Consider the following 16,670-nt stretch of genomic DNA (forward strand, 5'->3'; position numbering starts at 1 on the left):
GAATAATCGATTATTAATAACCTTATTTTTTAACCCTTTAAACCAAAAAAGTATGATAACATTTGCAAAACTTTTATTAGTATTATTTCTTTCTATAATTATGTTTTTTGCTTAAGTAGTATCATATAGGCCTATATACAAAAGACTGCCAAAGTGCAGTCTTTATTTTTTTAATTATCTTGAGCTTGACTAAAAAAATGAAAAATGAAAACTTATTTAAAACTAATAGCACTTTTAATTGCTATAACTTATTCCTGTAAAGAGAAACCTAAAAGAGAAACCAAAAATTTATCTGAAAAATTTACGCAATTACTAAACAATTATTATGAAGATGAACTTATACTAAACCCAATTAATGCAACCACTGCTGGCGACCATCGTTACAATGACATTTTTGTAAATAATCTTTCTAGTGAATTTATTAATACGTCTAAAACCCATTACACCCATTATAAAAAACAATTAAATTCTTTTCCAAACGATAGTTTAACAGAAAGTGAACAACTAAGTAAAACTATTTTAAACTGGGAATGCGATATTAAATTAAACGAATTTAATTTTAATGCCAACTTAACACCTATAGATCAAATGTGGTCTGTTAACCTATTTGTAGGACAATTAGCAAGCGGAAGCAGTGCCCAGCCTTTTAAAACTGTAGATGATTATAATAAATGGCTAAAAAGAGTTGATGGTTATTTAGAATGGATAACAAGTGCCACAGAAAGAATGAAAGAAGGTATTAACAAGAAACATGTACTACCTAAATCACTTATAATTAAAGTAATACCACAACTAAAAGCCCTTACGAATAAAGATGTAGAAAAACATCTATTTTATCAGCCTGCACTAAATTTCCCTGTGAATTTCACAGAAAATCAAAAATCTGAATTAACAAATGCCTATAAAAACATGGTAAGTAATAAGGTAATCCCTGCTTATGAAAAATTATACACGTTTATAAGTACTACTTATCTAGAGGCTGGAAGAGAAACAAGTGGTATACAAGGAGTACCAAATGGCGATGCATATTATGCGCACCAAATAAAAAAATATACAACAACTAATATGACAGCCGAAGAGATACATACTCTAGGATTAAAAGAAGTAGCTAGAATACGTTCCGAAATGGAAAAAATTAAAGCGCAAGTTGGATACAAAGGAGATCTTAAAGATTTCTTTAATTACGTTAGAAACAGCAAAAAATTAATGCCTTTTAAAGAACCAAGTGAAGTTATTGCTAATTTTAATACTATCCATGAAAAAATGAAACCTCAGCTTGAGAAGCTTTTTGATGTAAAACCCAAAACTCCTTTTGAAGTAAGAAGAACAGAAGCTTTTCGTGAAAAATCTGCAAGTGCAGAATACAACCCTGGATCTATAGATGGTACAAGACCTGGCATTTTTTACACTCCAATTCCTGATGCCACAAAATACAACACGTATTCCGATGAGTCATTATTTTTACATGAAGCAATTCCTGGGCATCATTACCAAATATCTTTAACACAAGAAAGTAATATTTTACCTAAATTTAGAAAAACACTTTGGTATAGTGGCTATGGAGAAGGGTGGGCATTATACTGCGAATCTCTTGGAGAAGAATTAGGATTATACACCGACCCTTACCAACTTTTTGGTATGCTAGGTGCAGAAATGCACAGAGCAGTTCGTTTAGTTGTTGATACTGGCTTACATTCTAAAGGATGGACAAGAGAACAAGCCATAGAATATTCTTTAGAAAATGAAGCAGAATCAAAGGAAGGAATTACATCCGAAATTGAACGCTACATGGCTAATCCAGGACAAGCATTATCTTATAAAATTGGACAATTAAAAATCCAAGAACTCCGAAAAAAAGCAAAAAATGCTATGGGAGAAAAATTTAGCATCAAAGAATTTCATAATCAAATTTTAGAAACTGGATGCGTACCTTTAGCCCTATTAGAGGATAAAATTAATAACTGGATTACCCAAGAGTAATTTGTTTTAAAAGTAATAAACCTCGATAAATCTATTGAGGTTTATTACTTTTAACTTAAATAAAGTTTATATGAAACTTATGATTTTTAAAATTCTAGCAAAGATTAACAAAACATTACTACCTTCTTACTCTAAGAAACAGTTAGACCTTTCTAAAGCATCCAAACTACAGTTAGCAATTATAGGGTGGCGTTATTGGATTACCACAAATGCTTTAGATTAATAGTGTAAAAGGGAGGTCACTTTATATTTAGACAATTTTTTATTTCCCTCTAAAAAATCTAACTCTAATAAGAAATTACACTGTACTATTTCTCCTCCTAATTTCTCAACTAATTTACAAACAGCCTCAGCTGTTCCTCCTGTTGCTAAAACATCATCATGAACAAGTACTTTATCTCCTTTAGAAATAGCATCTTCATGAATTTCTAAAGCATCGGTTCCATACTCTAAGTCATAGGTTTCTTGTGCAACTTTTGATGGCAACTTACCAGGCTTACGAACTGGTATAAAACCAGCGTTAAGTTCTCTTGCCAATAAAGGTGCAAAAAAGAACCCCCTACTCTCTACCCCAATAACTTTATCAATTTTTTTATTTTCTACAATTTTCAACAAACTATTTGTTGCAAACTTTAGAGCTTCCGCATTACTTAACAAAGGAGTTATATCTTTAAAAACTATACCTTTTTTCGGAAAATCAGGAACATCCTTTATATACTTATATAAATCCATTCTTTAACATATTCTTTTCCCAATACTATCTACAGATATTGCATGTACCCCTTCTGTATAATTCTCTAGTTGGTCTATTAATAACTCTGCCGTTTTCTCTCCTAAAAATTTTCCTCTTGGAGAAATAGGCTTTACACCTTTAATAGCTTCAAAAGCCGATTTTCTAATAGAAAAAGCATAAATAAAAAGTTCTCCTTTACTTAATAGTTTTTGCGTATTCTTATGCATCAAAATAGTTTCTAACAAATATTGATTCATAACTATTAAAGTAGATACTCCGTCTTCTTTTACTTTTTTAATTACGTCTCCAGCAAAAGACTCTTCTCCGTTAGCCTTTATAACGGCATGATTATTTATTTTATGAATATTTTGTAAAGCCTCTACTATTCCTCTTTTACGCCTGTCTACATACATTGCATTAGAAAAAGACTCTACTACTAAAACATTTTTGTTTTCAGAAATTTTTAAGTCAGAAACGGCGTTATAAGCCTCTTTATAATGATCTATACTAACCTTGTTAAAAGCTAAATCTTCTGGAACTTTATTAGCTAGCACAACAGATATTCCCCTATTACGTGCACGTTCTATATGACTATAATTTTCAGATGTTATAGTATCCTCTGTTAAAGAAACAATAATACCATCTACTCCTTTTTCAATTAAAATATCTACGTTATGTGCTTCGCGTTCTTTATTGTAGTTTGATGTTGACAAGATAGCATTGTACCCTTTAGAATAAGCTACTTTTTCTATACCAATAAATAATTTAGCAGAAAAACGGTCTAGTACGCTAGGTATAACAACACCGATAGTCTTACTCTTTCCCTTTTTAAGGCTTAAAGCAAGTGGATTTGGCCTATAATTAGTTTTTAATGCCGCCTCTTTTACTCTGTTTTTAGTTGCAGCACTAATTTCTAAACTATCATTTAATGCTTTTGAAATTGTTGAAACCGAAAGATTTAACAACTTAGAAAGGTCTTTAAGCGTAGTATTCTTCATAGTTTATCAAATTCGTAATTACTATATAACTAAATATTAATCTACTAAGGTAATATTAGTTTAACAATGTCTCTAATAAAACCGTAGAAATACAAATTATTATGTTTAATAACAGGAGTTATAATATAAGGTTCTAATCTAAAAATAAAAAATCTAATATTTTACAACAGGTTCTTTTGTAATAAGTTTAAAAAGAAATATATTTGCAGCCCGTTTTACGGGAACAATTAGGCCTCGTGGCGCAACTGAATAGCGCACTTGATTACGGCTCAAGAGGTTACAGGTTTGAATCCTGTCGAGGTCACTACTAAACAAAAAAAAGCTTTCAATTTCTTGAAAGCTTTTTTTATTTATAAATAGTTCCTTATTGCAGTTTACGCATTAAAATTAAAATAATTTACTGCATTATTATAACAAATATCTTGCACCATTTTCCCAAGAAATTCTACATCATTAGGCACAAGTCCTTCTTTTATGTCTTGCGCAATTAAATTACATAGGATACGCCTAAAATATTCGTGTCTTGGAAATGACAAAAAGCTTCTACTATCGGTTAACATACCCACAAAACGACTAAGCAACCCCATATTTGACAATGCATTTAATTGTTTTTCCATTCCGTCTTTTTGATCTAGAAACCACCATCCAGAACCCCATTGCATTTTACCAGGTATATCTGCATTTTGAAAATTTCCCATCATAGTTGCAAAAACTTCATTCTGTGCAGGATTTAAATTATATGTAATTGTCTTTGCTAATTGATTGTTTGAATTTAGTTGATTAAATAATTTAGACATAAAATCTGCCATTGGAAAATCTCCTATAGAGTCGCAACCAGCATCTAAACCTACTTCTTGTACTAACAAACTATTATTGTTTCTAATAGGGCCTAAATGGTATTGTTGCACCCAATTATATTCATGGTATTTTTTTCCTAAATAAATAAATAAGAATGACCGATACTTATCTACTTCAGTAACAGAAAGCTTTTTTCCTTTTACTCTTTTATTGAAAATTGACATTACTTCTTCCTTAGTATGGTCTTCAATTCTTAATGCCTCCCCTACTCCAAAATCAGACAATCTACATCCGTTATTGTTAAAAAATAAAATACGTGCATCTATAACTCCTAAAAAATCATCCAGAGTATTAATTTTTATTCTAGCGCTGGCTCCCAATTTAGATAAGTAAACTAAAAAACTCTTTTTTTGGATAAAGAAAAGTTCATCGGATCTAAATGTTGGTAATACTTTAGTATAAAAATTATTTGATTTTGCAATCTGTTTATGATATTGTAAATCATCACAAGGATCATCTGTAGTACAAACAACTTCAACCTTCATTTGTTCTAGCAACTGAGAAGGTGTTTTCTTTGCTAAAATAGAATTTACTTGATCATAAATTACCTCTGCTGTAGAGGGCTGTAAAATTTTATCAATATTAAAATAACGTTTTAGCTCTAAATGTGTCCAATGAAACAAAGGGTTTCTTAACGTATATGGCACCGTATATGCCCATTTTAAAAATTTTTCTTTATTGGTAGCTGCACCAGTAATAAAAGCTTCTTCCACACCATTAGCACGCATACCACGCCACTTATAGTGATCTTCCTTTAACCATGCTTCTGTTATATTTTCAATAGGTTTATTTTCCGCAATTTTCTGCGCCGATAAATGATTATGATAATCAATTATTGGTAAATCTTTAGCGTAATTATGGTATAATTCTTCTGCTACTTTGGACTGTAACAAAAAATTATCGGTAATAAAACCTTGTGAATTTATTACACTCATCTAGAAAATACTTTTAGAAATTCCATATTCCAATCCACGAAGTTCTGCTAAACCACGCAACCTACCAATACCAGAATACCCAGGATTGGTTTTTTTCTTTAAATCGTCTAACATTTGGTGTCCGTGGTCTGGTCTTACAGGAATAGTACAATCTTTTCTTCCTTCGGTCTTACGCCTTTCTTCTTCTACTAAAATTTCTTTTACAACACTATACATATCTACATCACCATCTAAATGATTTGCTTCATAGAAATTACCATGTGCATCTCGCTTTGTACTTCTTAAATGTAAAAAGTGTGTACGGTCTGCAAAACGTTTAAAAATCTGAACCAAATTATTATCGGCCCTTACTCCTAATGAACCTGTGCAAAAAGTAATTCCGTTAGCTCTATCCGGAACATTATCAAATAAAAAAGCATAATCTTCCTCTGTACTTACCACTCGTGGCAATCCTAAAATAGGATATGGCGGATCGTCTGGGTGAATACACATTAATACTTTATTTTGAGAAGCCACAGGAATAATTTCTTTTAAAAAAGATACTAAATTTTCCCTTAACACCTGTGCGTCTATATTTTTATAGGTATCTAAAATTTCTTGAAATTGTTCTAACGTATACCCTTCTTCTGCTCCAGGCAAACCAGCAATTATATTATTTATTAATTGCTTTTTATTATCGCCTGAAAGAGTATTTACATATGTTTCTGCAGCACTTTTTTGTGCTTCAGAATAACTATTTTCTGCTCCAGGTCTTTTTAATAAAAATAGTTCAAAAGCTGCAAAAGCAATAACATCAAAACGTAATGCCTTAGAACCATCTTCTACTTGAAAACTTAAATCTGTTCTTGTCCAATCTAAAACAGGCATAAAATTATAGCAAACTATGGGTATACCACAAGATGCTAAATTTTTAACACTCATCTTATAATTATCAATATACATTTGAAAATTTCCTGAACGTGTTTTTATATTCTCATGTACCGGAATACTTTCTACAACACTCCAGTTGAGTCCTGCATCATCTATATCTTTTTTTCTTTTTTGAATCTCTTCTATTGTCCAAACTTCACCATTAGGAATATGGTGTAATGCAGAAACAATACCTGTTGCTCCTGCTTGGTTTATATCTTCTAAAGATACGGGGTCTTTAGGTCCGTACCATCTCCATGTTTGCTCCATTATCTACTATATATTTTTTTAAACTCCACTATAGGCACTAAAACCACCATCTATTGGTACTACAATGCCAGTAACAAAGGAAGCTCCTTCGCCACACAACCATAATGTTGTTCCTACTAAATCTTCTGGTTTTCCAAATTTACCCATTGGTGTTTGTTCTATAATTTGATTTCCTCTTGGAGTTAAACTACCATCCTCTTGTGTAAGTAAACTTCTATTTTGATCTGTTAAAAAAAATCCTGGTGCCAGCGCATTTACTCTAATTCCTACTTTAGAAAAATGCACTGCTAGCCACTGTGTAAAATTAGAAACAGCTGCTTTAGCTCCGCTATATGCTGGAATTTTTGTTAATGGTGTAAAAGCATTCATAGAAGAAATATTTAAAACACTACATCCTTGCTTACCTACCATATCTTTTGCAAAAACTTGTGTAGGCAACAATGTTCCTATTAAATTTAAATCAAAAACAAACTTAATTCCTGTTGGGTCTAAATCAAAAAAAGTTTTAAATCCTTCTGTTGTATCTTCTAAATCCTCTTCAAATAAAAAAGGGTTTGATGTTGTTCCTAAAGGATGATTACCCCCTGCTCCATTAATTAAAATATCGCATGTTCCTAATTTACTATTCACTTCTGCTTTTGCTATATCTAAAGAATCTTTTTCTAAAACATTTGCTTCTACACCAATAGCTATGCCACCATCTGCCGTAATTTCATTAGCAATATTAACAGCCGCCTCTTTACGCAAATCCAAAACTGCAATTTTATGTCCTTCCTTTGCAAGAGCTTTTGCTAATGCACTACATAGTACTCCCCCTGCGCCTGTTAAGACAATTACTTTACTCATTTTTCTTTCTTTAAATTACATTAAATACGTGTACGTTAACGTAAATATAACAAAAAAAGTCTATTCCACTATAGAATAGACTTTTCAATAAAAAAACTAACTTAAAAATTAATAGCCAGGATTCTGCTCTAATAAAGAATTTAAATTTAATTCTACTTGCGGAATTGGCCAACGAATTTCATGGTCCTCAAATTGAGGTTGAGGATTACCTGCATTTACTCCCTTTTGATCTGCAAAAATAGAAGACCTATAAAACTCAATCCCTCTTCTGGTAAGATCAGTTCGCCTCCACCCTTCAAAACAAAGTTCTTTCGCTCTTTCAGATAAAATTGCTGCATCATTATCTTCTTGCGATCCTAAAAGGATATTTGGTAAAGCATCTGGAAGTCTTCTTGCTCTATTACGCAAACGGTTAACCGTAATGTCTAAATCTTCTTGCGTTAGCTCCCCTAATTCATTTAACGCCTCTGCATACATTAATAAAACATCTGCGTAACGAATGTAAGGGTAATCAAATGGTGTATCTCCGGTATATGCGTTAGGTTTTGCTGCATGCCATTTCCACGGTCTCCATGCAAGAGGGTTATTGGCCTGCCCTGGTGTAGTTTCGGATTCATAAGCTTCATCCGGACCAACTCTATTAGCATTATGTTTAGAGACATTGTTTTTGAAACGCCAATCTCCATCTTCGTCATAGGTATTAACAAAATTCAAATTAAAAAGAACACTTGGAAATCCTCCGCCATTAGGTCTTGAACCTCTAGGACCAAATAGACTACCTACATTACCGCCATTAGATAACCCTGCACCTTCCATACCTATAGCAAATATCATTTCTGATGATTGTTCATTATCCAATGTAAAAATGTCGCGATAATTAGGCAATAAATTGTAAACACCACTATCCATAACTTCTTTTAACAAATCTCTAGCTTCTACTAATTTATCCGTTTGGTTTAATGGAAAACCTGCCATTTGCAAATACACTTTTCCTAATAAGGCTTGAGCTGCTCCTTTTGTAGCTCTACCTGAACCCTGTTCCACTGGAAGCGTAGCTATTGCAAATTGCAAATCTTCTACTATAAAATTATACACTTCTTCAGGAGGTGATGCTACTATATCTAAATTATCTAATTCCGTAGTTTCATTCTTCCTTAAGGGTATATTCTCCCATGCAACCACTAAGCCAAAATAAAGCATGGATCTTAAATATTTCGCTTCGGCAATAAATTTACTTTTATCTTCAGATTCTATTTGATCTGCTGTCATTTTTCCTATACGATCAATAGTACTATTAACTCTATTAACAGAACTGTACATATTTTTCCACAATTTCTCTAATTGAGGAGTTCCAGGAGTTTGTTGGTGCAAATAAATAAACCTTCTTTGGTCCCATCGTGGAGCTACTCCAAGATCTGAAGCTGTAATGCCCCAAAGAAATTGTATTCCTTCTTGTCCTTGACCTCCATAAGACATTGTATGTTGTATGGCATCGTATGCACCAAATAAATAAATTTCTGCCCCATCTGTATCTACTAATAATGCATTAGGATCCAAAAATGCTGTCGGTTTTTCTTCTAAAAAACCGTCTTCACATGAGGTAATTACCATCGCTAAAAATATGACAATGACATATTTCAATAATTTATAATCTTTCATATTTATTTTTTTATTGTTATACTGTATTAAAATCCTACGCTTAATCCTATTCTTAAAGTTCTAGCGCGAGGGTAAGAATCTACGTCTAATCCTGAAGTTAATTGATTTCGTGCTACACTAACATCTGGATCATATCCAGAGTAATTAGTCCAAACAAAAACATTGTCAATAGCTCCGTAAATTCTAAACTTTTTGACTCCAATATCTTTTTTTAATCTTTTAGGAAACTCATAACCAAGAGTAATATTACTTAACCTTAAATATGAACCGTCTTCAATGTAGTCTGAATAAAGAGAACCAGGAATAGCCCCAAATTGATATCCTAAAATAGAAGCGATCTTAGTGTCCGGAGATTCTGGTGTCCAACGATCTCTGACAGATCCGTACTTATTAGAAAACTGAACTACTTGACTATTTCCTTTGTGAAGATTTTTATTAAACACCTCATTACCATAAGACCATTGCGTAATAACTGATAAATCGAAATTTTTATATTTGAAATTATTAGTAAACCCACCAAAATGTTTTGGAAGTGAACTCCCAAGAATTTTTTTATCGTCATTATTAACAATACCATCGGTAGCATCTGGAATACCATCTCCATCAGTATCTACGGTAATTTGGTCTTTAAACTTTGGCATCCCTGGACGATACAACTCTCTATTAGATTGCCCGGAAGTATGCACCCCATCTTTAAGCTCATATTCTAATTGAAACCAAGCAATATTTTGATCTTCGGCATCTTGTCTAATTTTTTCAGCTGCCTGCACATCTGTTAATCCATCAAAAGCATCAAAATCACTATAACCATAAACACCTTCTACTTCAATTCCATAATAAGAACCTAAAGATTCTCCTACTCTTACTATGTAGTCGTTAGTTACCTGGTTACCTGCCCCTATAGCTGTTTCTATGAATTCATCTGCTCCCCCTAAATCTAACACTTTATTTTGATTAAAACTTATATTAAAATTGGATGTCCATTCAAAATTTTCGTCTTCTACGTTAATTGTGTTAATAGCAAATTCAAAACCTTTGTTTTCAACCGCTCCTAAGTTTTTAAATACATTCTCATAACCACTTGTAGGTGCTAGTGGTACTTCTAAAAGCAAATCCTCCGTTTGGTTATTGTAATAATCCGCTTCTAGACTTATTCTATTATTAAATAAACCTATAGCAACTCCTGCATCTAATTTTTTAGTAGTTTCCCAAGTTAAGTCAGGATTTGCTAATTGAGTAATAGCAGCCCCAGTAAACAATTCATTCCCACTTAAAATTATACTAGCAAAACCAGCCTGAGCAAAAGATCTGTAGGAGCCAATTGCCGTATTACCTGTTTCTCCATAACTAGCTTTAAATCTTAAATTGTTAATTACTTTGCTATTTTCAAGAAACTTCTCATTAGCAACATTCCATGCAACACCTGCAGATGGAAAGAAACCCCATTTTGCTCCTTCGGCAAAACGTGAAGAACCATCGTATCTTGCACTTGCATTTACAATATACTTACCTTTATAGCTATACTGAAAACGAGCTAAATAAGATTCTAACGCTGTTTTAACAAAGTTAGACCTGTTCTGTAAAGTTTCTTGAGCAACATCTAAACTTCCTAAATTAATTCCTGGTAAATCAAAGCCTAAAGCTTCAGATCGTGTAAATTCATTCGTATTTTGTTGTCTTTCGTATACCGCAGTAACATTTAAATTATGCCCCCCTTCAAAAGTTTTTCTATAGTTTAAGTTTTGCTCCATAATTAAACCTGAAGTAACAACATTATTAACAATAGCCCTGCCATTTGTTAACTTACCGTAACCCACATCTTCAGAAAAGTATTGTTCGGTTTTATTAGAACCTACAGAACCTCTTAAAGATGATTTAAAAGATAAATTGTCTGTTATATTATATTGTAAAAAAACACTACCAAATGATCTAAAAGCTTTTCTTTCATTACTATCACTCTCTAACCTAAGTACCGGATTAACAAATTCTCCATTTCTTAAGCTTACTATATTACCATCTTCATCAAATTCAGCATCGTCTCCTGGTTGCCTTCTTCCTAGCACAGGCCTAAACAAGGTTGCATTAGTTAATAGACCACTTCTTCCTGCAAGGCCGGCATTAGCAGCCGAAACAACACCAGAGCTCTTTGTAATACCCAAATTAATATTTACACCTGCTTGTAATTTCTCATTAATATTTTGTCTTACATTAAGGTTACCGCTATAACGCTCGTAATCACTAGTTTTAATAATTCCTTCTTGGTCTAGGTAAGAAAAAGAACCTGAATACGAACTATTATCACTACCACCAGTCATGGCAAGCTTATAATTTTTAGTTATTGCAGTTCTTGTAATTTCATCTTGCCAATCATTAACAATGAACCTAGCATCTTCAACAGAAATAGGCGTACCATCATCTTCCCTGTATAAAAAAGCCTCCCTATTTTGATCATTCGTAGGATCTACATTAACCAATGGATAATATTCATTCCACCAATCTATATAATCTTGACCACCAAGTAAATCTATAGGTCTAGCAATAGTGGATACACCAGTAAAGGTTTCAAAATTTAAAGAAGAATACCCTTTTTTACCTTGTTTTGTTGTAATAATAACTACACCATTAGCTCCTCTAGAGCCATAAATAGCGGTTGCTGAAGCATCTTTTAAAACTTGAATAGACTCAATTGTACTAGGGTCTATAGATTCTAATGGACTGGTAGTGGAATTCCCTAAGCCTCCTCCTCCTGCACCTGTAGCTACTGAAGAACCCCCAAGTGCAAAACCATCAATAACATACAAAGGGTCATTACTTGCCGTTATCGAAGAACCTCCTCTAATTCTAATTTGAAAACCAGAACCAGGCTCTCCACTAGATTGAACCACTTGCACACCAGATGCACGAGCGGCAAGGCCTCCTTCAAAAGATACTGGTTTAACTTGATCTAGCTCCTCACTTTTAACAGATACTATGGAACCTGTTAAATCTTTCCTCTTGGCCGTACCATAGCCAATTACAACTACTTCTTCCAGATTTGATACATCTTGTTGTAATATAACATCTAGATTCATTTTTCCATTTAAAGACACTTGCTTTTCCTTATAGCCTATATAACTAAATACAAGTACAGCATCTTTGTCTGCATTAATTTTAAAATTCCCATCAAAATCTGTTGCGACACCTATAGTGGTTCCTTTTACTACGACTGATACTCCCGGCAGTGCACCCGAATTATCACTCACACTTCCCGAAACATTTACCTCTTGTGCCAAGCTTGCGCTTACGTAAAATAAGGCAAAAGCAATACTAAAGTGTGCTTTTATTAATTTAAGTTTGTTTAACATATTCACATAAAGATTAGTTAGTTAGTTATTAATTTTTTGTTAAAATTATGTGTAATCATTAACAAACAAGCCTTTAAAATAACTATTTAGCAATATGTATATTAGAAATAGAATTTTTAAACAACAGTATAATAAGCTGTATAATTGTTGTATAGTTTTTATTTTACCCTGTGAGAAAGATTCTTTTTTTATTTGGAAATTATAGCACCTAATTTTACTTCATAATAAACTATAAAATGATTTTTTCTTATAGAAGTATTACTTCGAAAAACTATAATTTTGCGCTCTTTTTTAAGCAAAATTATAATCCAGTAGGATTCAGTGAATACTACTAAACACGTTTAAATTTCTCTTATAATATTATTCAGTACATTACTTAAAAAATATAACTGAAACGGCAAGTCTTTGTAGTCTTGTTTTTACCATTCACTTGTACAATGGTATATATTGTTCCTATTACTTTATACATGTTTAATAAACCACTTTATAATAACACAAAAAATAGGTGTTATATAAACAGAAGAAGCCCAATTATAGTTTCGCTATAATTGGGCTTCTTCTGTTTTATTGAAAAGTTAGTTGGGTACCTACTTAGATTTATTATATCCTAATCTCTTTAACTGTTCACTACTTAAACCTTGAGAATAATATACTTCTGGAGTGTGTCTTACTCTATGTTCTTTCATTTCTAGGTCATTAATATCTAAACTTAAATCACAATCAAAACGAACCAATTTAGAATGGAATTTTTCTTTACCACCTAAAGCTATAAAATGTGCCATTCCCCATGTAATTCCACGACCATCCTTAGTATCTGTAAAAGCGTCTGGAACATGTGGTGCCGCCGCATACGGCATTAATTCTGTAATAGAGGCTATTTTAAAATTTACCCAATCTTCTGCATATTGTATTGTGTTATGCTCTGGACCATCTTTATAAACCAAAGCAGCAACTCCTTTTCTAAAAGGAAATAAAGAAGTTTCATGTCCAGATGTAATAACAGGATTTAACGGGTGTTTTGTAAAAGGCCCTAAAGGATTATCCCCAATAACCAAACCTTGCATGCGAACTAAGTCTGGTCTTTCTCCAAAATCTGACTTATAATAAATATAAATTTTACCATCATGAACTAATGGGTAAGGATCATGAATAGAATATTGATCCCACTCTCCTTCTGCTCCATTAGGTATAACTATTTTATTGTATGCTGTCCAAGGTCCTTCTGGAGAATCTGCATAAGAAACCGCTACTGGGCAATCGTCCCCTCTTTTACCACTAGCTTCCATAAACCCTTGGTAATATAAATAGAATTTACCTTTCCATTCTAAAATATCTGTTGTAGTAACTGCTCGCCATCCTACAATGGGTTTTTCTGGACGCTTTATTGCTACTCCTTGCTCTTCCCAATTAAAGCCATCAGTAGATGTTGCATACCAAATTTCAGCTAAATCCCAATCTGCAGAAGGAATAACATCTGTAGATTTTTCTGCTCCTTGCGGTGGTGTTGGTGTATTTCTATACGTATACCACACGTAATACTTTCCGTTGTGAAAAATTATCTTTGATGGGTCTCTACGAGAAATAGTTCCATCATGATTGTTATAATCAAAACCTTTTAACTCTGTATATTTAAATTGACTAAAAAGCTCATTATGATTAGGTTGTGGCGCTTCATAGTCTGTATATATACGTTCCATGGCAGCACTCATTTTTCTATTGGGCTTTTCCTTTGGAAGCACAAAAGGAAATCCTCCTTGGTTTTTAGGTTGCTCAGTCGTTTCTGTTTCTTTTGTACCTTGTTGGCAAGCAACTAGTGCTAACGCTCCAACAATAGCTAAAAGTTTTAGTTTCATATTTTAATGTTTAGTTATTTAATAATTATTTCATCTATTTCCCAAGTACCATTATACGTGTTCACTGCTGGCTGAATTGCTAATTGCATCAACTTTTCGTTAACCGCTTTAAATTTTGATAATGGGATTGTGTAGGTTTTAAAATCGCCATCGTTTGAAGAGATAGGTATAGCTACCCAATCTTGGGTATTCCAGTCTACAACCGTAGCAGCATCTCTCCAAAAATTTTTATTATTAGTTTTATTTATAGTGAACAATGCAATTCTTAATAAACTAGCATGACTATTATTTTTTATTTTAATGATTACCTTAGAGGCTCCTTTTGTATTTGTAAATAACGATGGAGAGCTTTGAACAATAGCCTTTGGTTCTTGTATATTTCCTACTAAGGTACCATTGCTCATATAAATGTTAGTGCCGTTTAAAGCCTTCCAACCCATGGTACTATTTTCAAATTTAAATGGACGCCCTGGGCCAGGGTACCAACGATCGCTTTTAGGAATTCTAACACTACCATTTTCATTAAAAAATACAGGTTTTAAACTGGCGCCTCGATAAAAGGCACTAATATCATGGTTTTCTTGAAGCACATATTTTTGACCATGCCAATCAAAAAAGCTGGTATGCCCGCCATCTAAGAATTTACCTTTAAAATAATAAGGTCCGTAAAGGCTATTTGACATAGCATAACGGGATCCAAAAACAAGATAGTACTTCCCATTTTGTTTAAATAATGTGGGTTTATCTTCAGCGTGAAATGACTTCCCATTTTCATCTAAAAGTTGTAATACTTTTGGCTCTGATTTAAGTGATTTCATGTCCTCAGCAAGCGTTGCTATGTAATAAACGCCTGCTCCAAAAATGATGTAGTATTCTCCATCTTCAGCCTCAAAAATTTCTGGATCATAAGGGTGTCCTGGAATAATGTCTTTAGGTAATAGCGGTTTACCTAACAGGTCTTTATAATTGCCATTAATTTTATCTGCAACCGCTACACCTGTATTTATGTTCCTATTAGAAAAGAACCAATAATACTTTCCGTTTCGTTTTGTAATATCTCCTGCCCAACAGTTTGGTTTGTCTCCAATATAGAGGTCTTTTGGATGAATGCTATTATGGTATTTAAATGTTCTAAGATCAGTTGAAGACCAAATTTCCCAACGATCCATTGGGAAAGAACCCTCGGGTTCCCAACTTTTGTCATGACCTGCTATGAACCATAGCGTATCGTTTTCCACCCAAGCATGAGGGTCTGCCATACCATGCTCTGGAACCATTATATCTACTTTAATGGCATTAGGATTATACCCAGCAGCTGCATTAGATCGCCTTAATAGTTCATTACGCATATCTTTAGCACGAAGTGCAAAAGCTTTTTCGTTTTTTTCTTCTGTCTCAGGAAAGTTGAGCCCGTTGTTCGATATGTCAGTTAAGTTCACTCCATAATTTCCTAATAAAGCCCAATAGCAAGCACTATCTGAATCGTCTACACGGTTTTTATTAAATTTACCCTCTCTGAAAATAGCCCCTAAATTACTCTCATAAAATTGATTAAAATAGGCCTTTCCTTTTTGGCCGCCTTCAACAATACCATATTGCCCTATTCCTCCACATTCATAGAATTTGAAATCGCCATTTAGTGCCATTTTCTTTATATAATCGCAGGCAATTGGATCTCCTAAACAATTGTGAGTGTGTTCTGGGTTTTTAAGGGTTCCAACATGGAAGTTAGAACTTGTCCAGTGACTAATAAACCTTATTTTATCCAACAAATCAATGCGTCCTAAACGTTTGCAATAACTTACTAAAATGGCTTGTTCTGTAAGTGGCCCATAACATAGGATGTTTAAGGTACCTTTGGTTTTTTCTAACTCTTTATAGAGCGCAAGAATACTTGGGTAGTCTTTTAGGTTATAGTTTTCCTGCAACTGAAAATTTTCACCCATGCCTTTAACAGAAGATTCCATAAACCGGAAGCTTTTTTGATATCCTCCAATGTATTTATTAAGGTTTGGAAGATCTTTAGCATAGGCCTTTCCATAAGTTTCTTGTGCCCATTTACCTTGACTTGGTGTGTTCTTGTTCCATGGGTGCACTGTACTTGCCATTACAATAGCACGGGTATCAAAATGATTAGACATTAAGATATAACTTGCTACTGCAGAAATATCATCCGGATCGTTTATGTTATCTCCTCCATCACTTATTAACCATACTTTAGGTTTTTGTGCCATTGCAATTACAAAACCAAATAAAAAAAAAGTAATTATATTTTTTTTCATTAC

Annotated in this window: 11 protein-coding genes and 1 tRNA gene; 3 read left to right on the forward strand and 9 right to left on the reverse strand. The window is 33.2% G+C overall.

Features of this window, described 5'->3' with window-relative positions:
- Positions 1-204 precede the first annotated feature (204 nt).
- Both Q0820_RS11410 and Q0820_RS11415 read left to right on the forward strand, forming a co-directional pair.
- Complete coding sequence (locus Q0820_RS11410) at positions 205-1,980, forward strand: DUF885 family protein (protein WP_298487767.1); 1,776 nt, start codon at positions 205-207, stop codon at positions 1,978-1,980.
- A gap of 70 nt (positions 1,981-2,050) precedes the next feature.
- On the forward strand, positions 2,051-2,203 hold the full coding sequence (locus tag Q0820_RS11415) for an SsrA-binding protein (protein WP_298487768.1): 153 nt from the start codon (positions 2,051-2,053) through the stop codon (positions 2,201-2,203).
- Here the strand turns inward: Q0820_RS11415 and Q0820_RS11420 are convergent.
- Positions 2,200-2,712, reverse strand: coding sequence for an adenine phosphoribosyltransferase (locus tag Q0820_RS11420; RefSeq protein WP_298487769.1), 513 nt, complete (start codon positions 2,710-2,712; stop codon positions 2,200-2,202). The genes Q0820_RS11415 and Q0820_RS11420 overlap by 4 nt on opposite strands.
- A gap of 3 nt (positions 2,713-2,715) precedes the next feature.
- The gene (locus Q0820_RS11425) at positions 2,716-3,711 is read right to left on the reverse strand and encodes a LacI family DNA-binding transcriptional regulator (RefSeq protein ID WP_298487770.1); all 996 of its coding nucleotides are present in this window, start codon (positions 3,709-3,711) and stop codon (positions 2,716-2,718) included.
- A gap of 230 nt (positions 3,712-3,941) precedes the next feature.
- On the opposite strand from Q0820_RS11425, the gene Q0820_RS11430 reads away from it, so the two are divergent.
- Positions 3,942-4,015 (forward strand) — tRNA-Arg (locus Q0820_RS11430).
- 70 nt (positions 4,016-4,085) lie between these two features.
- On the opposite strand, the gene uxaC is transcribed toward Q0820_RS11430, so the two are convergent.
- The 7 genes from uxaC to Q0820_RS11465 form a co-directional block, all read right to left on the reverse strand.
- Complete coding sequence (uxaC, locus tag Q0820_RS11435) at positions 4,086-5,504, reverse strand: glucuronate isomerase (RefSeq protein ID WP_298487771.1); 1,419 nt, start codon at positions 5,502-5,504, stop codon at positions 4,086-4,088.
- A complete protein-coding gene (uxuA, locus tag Q0820_RS11440; protein ID WP_298487772.1) occupies positions 5,505-6,683 on the reverse strand; it encodes a mannonate dehydratase in 1,179 nt (392 codons plus the stop codon). It lies immediately after the preceding gene.
- Between the two features lie 18 nt (positions 6,684-6,701).
- A complete protein-coding gene (locus tag Q0820_RS11445; RefSeq protein WP_298487773.1) occupies positions 6,702-7,529 on the reverse strand; it encodes an SDR family oxidoreductase in 828 nt (275 codons plus the stop codon).
- Between the two features lie 108 nt (positions 7,530-7,637).
- The gene (locus tag Q0820_RS11450; protein WP_298487774.1) at positions 7,638-9,188 is read right to left on the reverse strand and encodes a RagB/SusD family nutrient uptake outer membrane protein; all 1,551 of its coding nucleotides are present in this window, start codon (positions 9,186-9,188) and stop codon (positions 7,638-7,640) included.
- Positions 9,189-9,214: 26 nt separating this feature from the next.
- Positions 9,215-12,532 carry a TonB-dependent receptor gene (locus Q0820_RS11455; RefSeq protein ID WP_298487775.1) on the reverse strand — a complete coding sequence of 1,106 codons (3,318 nt, stop codon included), beginning with the start codon at positions 12,530-12,532 and terminating at the stop codon, positions 9,215-9,217.
- Positions 12,533-13,119: 587 nt separating this feature from the next.
- Complete coding sequence (locus Q0820_RS11460) at positions 13,120-14,385, reverse strand: family 43 glycosylhydrolase (RefSeq protein ID WP_298487776.1); 1,266 nt, start codon at positions 14,383-14,385, stop codon at positions 13,120-13,122.
- Positions 14,386-14,399: 14 nt separating this feature from the next.
- A complete protein-coding gene (locus tag Q0820_RS11465) occupies positions 14,400-16,667 on the reverse strand; it encodes a family 43 glycosylhydrolase (RefSeq protein WP_298487777.1) in 2,268 nt (755 codons plus the stop codon).
- Positions 16,668-16,670 lie beyond the last annotated feature (3 nt).

Source organism: uncultured Maribacter sp., assembly GCF_947495965.1.
Lineage (GTDB): Bacteria > Bacteroidota > Bacteroidia > Flavobacteriales > Flavobacteriaceae > Maribacter_B.

Bases quoted from the DNA above. Each gene is read 5' to 3' on its own strand.
- Q0820_RS11410 (WP_298487767.1), top strand. From the start codon at position 205: ATGAAAACTTATTTAAAACTAATAGCACTTTTAATTGCTATAACTTAT.
- Q0820_RS11415 (WP_298487768.1), top strand. From the start codon at position 2,051: ATGAAACTTATGATTTTTAAAATTCTAGCAAAGATTAACAAAACATTA.
- Q0820_RS11420 (WP_298487769.1), bottom strand. From the start codon at position 2,712: ATGGATTTATATAAGTATATAAAGGATGTTCCTGATTTTCCGAAAAAA.
- Q0820_RS11425 (WP_298487770.1), bottom strand. From the start codon at position 3,711: ATGAAGAATACTACGCTTAAAGACCTTTCTAAGTTGTTAAATCTTTCG.
- uxaC (WP_298487771.1), bottom strand. From the start codon at position 5,504: ATGAGTGTAATAAATTCACAAGGTTTTATTACCGATAATTTTTTGTTA.
- uxuA (WP_298487772.1), bottom strand. From the start codon at position 6,683: ATGGAGCAAACATGGAGATGGTACGGACCTAAAGACCCCGTATCTTTA.
- Q0820_RS11445 (WP_298487773.1), bottom strand. From the start codon at position 7,529: ATGAGTAAAGTAATTGTCTTAACAGGCGCAGGGGGAGTACTATGTAGT.
- Q0820_RS11450 (WP_298487774.1), bottom strand. From the start codon at position 9,188: ATGAAAGATTATAAATTATTGAAATATGTCATTGTCATATTTTTAGCG.
- Q0820_RS11455 (WP_298487775.1), bottom strand. From the start codon at position 12,532: ATGTTAAACAAACTTAAATTAATAAAAGCACACTTTAGTATTGCTTTT.
- Q0820_RS11460 (WP_298487776.1), bottom strand. From the start codon at position 14,385: ATGAAACTAAAACTTTTAGCTATTGTTGGAGCGTTAGCACTAGTTGCT.
- Q0820_RS11465 (WP_298487777.1), bottom strand. From the start codon at position 16,667: ATGAAAAAAAATATAATTACTTTTTTTTTATTTGGTTTTGTAATTGCA.